Consider the following 4,134-nt stretch of genomic DNA (forward strand, 5'->3'; position numbering starts at 1 on the left):
TCCTTCAGTTCACCGGCAGCATACTTGTACATCTTGTACTCAAGCAGTCGTCTGACGAGCTCTTCTCTAGGATCCTCTTCATCCTCAGGATCCTCCTCATCCTTCGGCAGGAGCATCTTGGACTTGATCTTGATCAGAGTCGCCGCCATGACCAGAAATTCGCTCATGACGTCAAGATCTTCTTCCTCCATGTTGTTCACATATTCCAGATACTGCTCTGTGATAGTGACGATCGGAATATCGTATATATTGACTTTGTTTTTCTCTATCAAATGCAAAAGAAGATCCAGTGGGCCCTCAAATACATTAAGCTTTACATCTATCGCAGACATATGTACGTCTCCATCCTGAATTGATAACCACCATAATGTTCCATGCCCGGACAATCAAATGTCTAAGGCATCCACCAGAACACCTTAGACATTTTAACATAGCCTGCCATAAATATGCAATCTTATATTATTATGCACACCATTCCGCCATTTCCGTCATTTACGATCTTCTCCATGGTATTCTGAAGCTTCTGCTGACTCTCCGCACCTATCTTGCTGACCTTGTTGTTAAGTCCATCGTCAACGAGTTGTTCTATGGTCTTGCCAAATATATTAACTCCCCACATATCTCCATCATCGCTGTTGTCAGATATGTATGTGACAAGATCATCCGCCTGCTCCTTGCTTCCCACAAGAGGCATGATCTCGGTGGTGATATTCGCCTTGATCATATGTACCGATGGCGCGCTCGCCGATATCTTCACTCCAAATTTTCCTCCGGTCTTTATAACCTCAGGACTTCCGAGCTGGACATTCGACTTATCCGGCATAACGAGGCCATAACCTCCATTGTTCACCTGCTCAAGCGCTCCCATGACACTCACACAATACTTACGATTATCTGCCATGGATTTGAGCTCAGTGATAAAATCGTACTCGTTTGTTATATCTGCGCCCATCATATCTGACAGCATTGCGTAATAATAATTATCGTAGATATCGACGTTTATATTCACACATCCATCCGCCATATTTATGCTGGAACACTTATATCTCTTGACATATTCATTCTCAGGGTAGTCCATATGATCGATATCCCTCAGGCTGTCTGCAGCCGCCATTATCTGGACTGCATCACATATAACGCTGCTCTTGATCTCATTGTCATCATCGACAACCTCAAGCCATTTCGGTATCTCAAAATATATAGATGTGACAGGGAAGCTCATAAGAAGTTCTGTAAAAATATATGTAATATCCGATTCTCTGAGCTGCTCCACGTTTACCGGAATAACACTTGCACCATATGTATCGCTCATTTCTGCCGAGAGCGCGGCCGTCTGACTGCTGGATGGTTTGTCGGTGTTGAGAAGAATGACAAATGGCTTCCCAATGGCCTTCAGCTCATCAACAGTCTTCTGCTCAGCTTCAAGATAGCTCTCCCTCGGAAGCTCACCAAAGCTGCCATCCGTGGTCACAACAATCCCAACAGTTGAATGGTTATTTATAACCTTGTTTGTGCCTATCTCCGCCGCCTTGGAAAACGGAATGTCATAGTCAAACCACGGCGTTCTCACCATTCTCTCCTTGCCATCCTCAAACTGACCCTCGGCATCCTTGACGACATATCCCACGCAATCGATCATCTTTACCTTCATATCCAGATTGTCAGCAACATTGATTGATACAGCTTCCTTTGGTATAAATTTTGGCTCAGTCGTCATTATGGTCTTTCCTGATGCCGACTGCGGCAGTTCATCCTGTGCAAGCTGCCTGTCATTTTCCCCTGAAATGTTAGGAATAACCATCTGGTTCATAAATCTTTTTATAAATGTGGATTTTCCTGTTCTCACCGGTCCAACTACGCCGATGTATATTTCTCCGTTTGTTCTCGCCTTGATATCCTGATATACCTGATACTCCTCCATACATCCTCCTGACATGCTATTTATTTACATAATTATATTACTGTAAACACAACAGATCTACGGTCATTTTCTATATATAGCATATGAATGTAACTGCTGTTTTATGAACAAAAAAATCCCCCAGAATACCACCATATAAGGTGATATTCCCGGGGGACATGTCACAGCTTTGTATTACTTGCTGCTCTGATTATCTTTTCTCTTTTTAGATGCCACAATAACACCGCATCCGGCAAGACTTATTAAGAGCACAACTGCTATTGGTACAACAGGAGCTCTGTCACCAGTATCCGGCTTGTTCTTGTCCTCTGTTGTTATTTCAGTTGTCTGTGTTGTCTCTGTGGTTTCGGTTGTCTCTGTGGTTTCCGTAGTCTCGGTCGTTGTTGTCTTCTTATCAACCATTGTGATAGTCACTACAATATCCTCACCGGCTGCAACCTTATCATCAGAAACTGTGAACAGTATATCATCAGCCTTGTCATAGCCCGAAGGAGCCTTAACCTCTATGAGTGCATAGATCTTGCCAATTACAAGTACATTGTTGACTTCATGCGCACTGCCATCTGTTACCCACTCATCAATGAGTTTTCCATCAGCATCCTCGAGTCGAAGTGTTGCGCCCTTTACAGGAACACCATCCTCATCTACTTTCTCAAAGCTGTATTTTACTGAAGGTTCAAGCCATGTAATGTTTCCATTCTCATCAACTCTGGCTGTGACTTTACCTGTGTCAGTATTAAAACCACCGTCAAATGATTCAACTGTAATCTTTCCGTTCTCATCTTTCTTGAACTTGATTGATATTGGCTGTTCAGATACATAGTATCCATCCGGCGCCTGTATCTCTCTGATCGTATACTCTGTGCCGATCAAAATACCGTCAAACTTGAGAACTCCGTTGCTGTCTGTTGTAGCCTTAGCGACAAGCTCTTCCTCACCATTCTCGTTCTCCTTGTAGAGTCCGTATACTGAATTTGGAAGCTTTATGCCATTGTTCTCCTCTGCAACCTTCTCTATCTTGAGATCTGTTCTAGGAAGATCATTTATCAGTGTGTTATCCTGAACACCATTTAACACTGCATAAGTGTCAATGTTTGCCTCTGTTACCTCTGCTGTGTAGACTGTGTTATCGATAATATAATCTCCGATAGTCTTACTCTCTTTTACAAGATACGTACCAATCTTAAGATCCTTGAATGTCACAACACCATTTACACTTGTTGCTGTCATTACAGGATTCTCACACTCTGTATCTGTACCCTCATAGAGCGCAAACTCTACACCATCAAGCATTTTTACATCATCAGGGTCTTCAGCACATGACTCCTTATAAAGTCCAGCCTTAGTGAACTTGACAGTGCCAAGCTTGTAGGTATCAACGAACTCTACATCGGCTGTATTTCCACCAATAAGTGTTATTCCGGATGCCTCTGTTCCTTCACCGTCTATTCCATCCACAGTATAGCTGACTGTTACCGCTGCTCCATCATATGCATATGATGTTTCCTCAACTGTATATGTACCATCCGGCACATTTACAAGAGTTATCTCATACTTGCCATTTCCAAGCTTTGCCACCTCAGAGTCTGTAAGCTTTATGATCTTACTGTAGCCTGCATTGTTTGTAACATTGAACGTTACATTTGCCGCTGCATCATCTGCTGTAATATCTCCATTTATGGTCTTGGTAAGTTTTATAACATTTGGCTTGTATGTGTTTGTTATGTCATATCCAGTAACAGATGCCTTGTATCCCGAAACAGCATTCTCTGATACAGAATACTTGATCAGGGTTCCATTATCTTTGTACTTTGGTAAATCTGTAAAGCTGTAATTCCAATCAGTATCTGCTGTAACCACGAGGCTCTTTATAACAGTACCATCTGCAAGAAGCTTAACTGTTATTGAATCTGGTCTCTGACCATCGTGATCATCGTCATCAACCCACGTCTTAGTGCCTGATACATTGATCGTCTCAGGTGTGTGCTGATTGTCAACCACATATCCATCAGCTGCATTTCCCGTTATGACTGTTGTGTAACCATCTAAAGTTGTAGTCTCCTCAACTGTGTAGTCGATGGTCTGTCCATTTTTCTTCTCGTCAAGAGCATTCCATGTATGTGTCCAGTTATTTGCCTTGCTGAGCGTTACCCCAGAGCCAGCTACAACCTGTCCATCAGCCAGAAGACGAACCATTACGCTAGGTGTTCTCT

At 42.7% G+C, this 4,134-nt stretch carries 3 protein-coding genes; all 3 read right to left on the reverse strand.

What is annotated here, in order from left to right:
- A partial coding sequence (locus tag CCU_RS13000; protein ID WP_208896270.1) for a segregation and condensation protein A occupies positions 1-332 on the reverse strand: 332 nt, incomplete at its 3' end.
- Between the two features lie 122 nt (positions 333-454).
- Entirely contained in the window at positions 455-1,921 is a 1,467-nt protein-coding gene (gene spoIVA, locus CCU_RS13005) for a stage IV sporulation protein A (RefSeq protein WP_015534976.1), read from the reverse strand.
- Between the two features lie 174 nt (positions 1,922-2,095).
- On the reverse strand, positions 2,096-4,134 hold a 2,039-nt coding region (locus tag CCU_RS13010), incomplete at its 5' end, for a Cna B-type domain-containing protein (protein ID WP_208896271.1).

This window comes from Coprococcus sp. ART55/1 (assembly GCF_000210595.1).
In the GTDB taxonomy this organism is placed as follows: domain Bacteria; phylum Bacillota; class Clostridia; order Lachnospirales; family Lachnospiraceae; genus Coprococcus; species Coprococcus aceti.

Coding starts and splice junctions, on each gene's coding strand:
- spoIVA (WP_015534976.1), bottom strand. CDS start 1,921: ATGGAGGAGTATCAGGTATATCAGGATATCAAGGCGAGAACAAACGGA.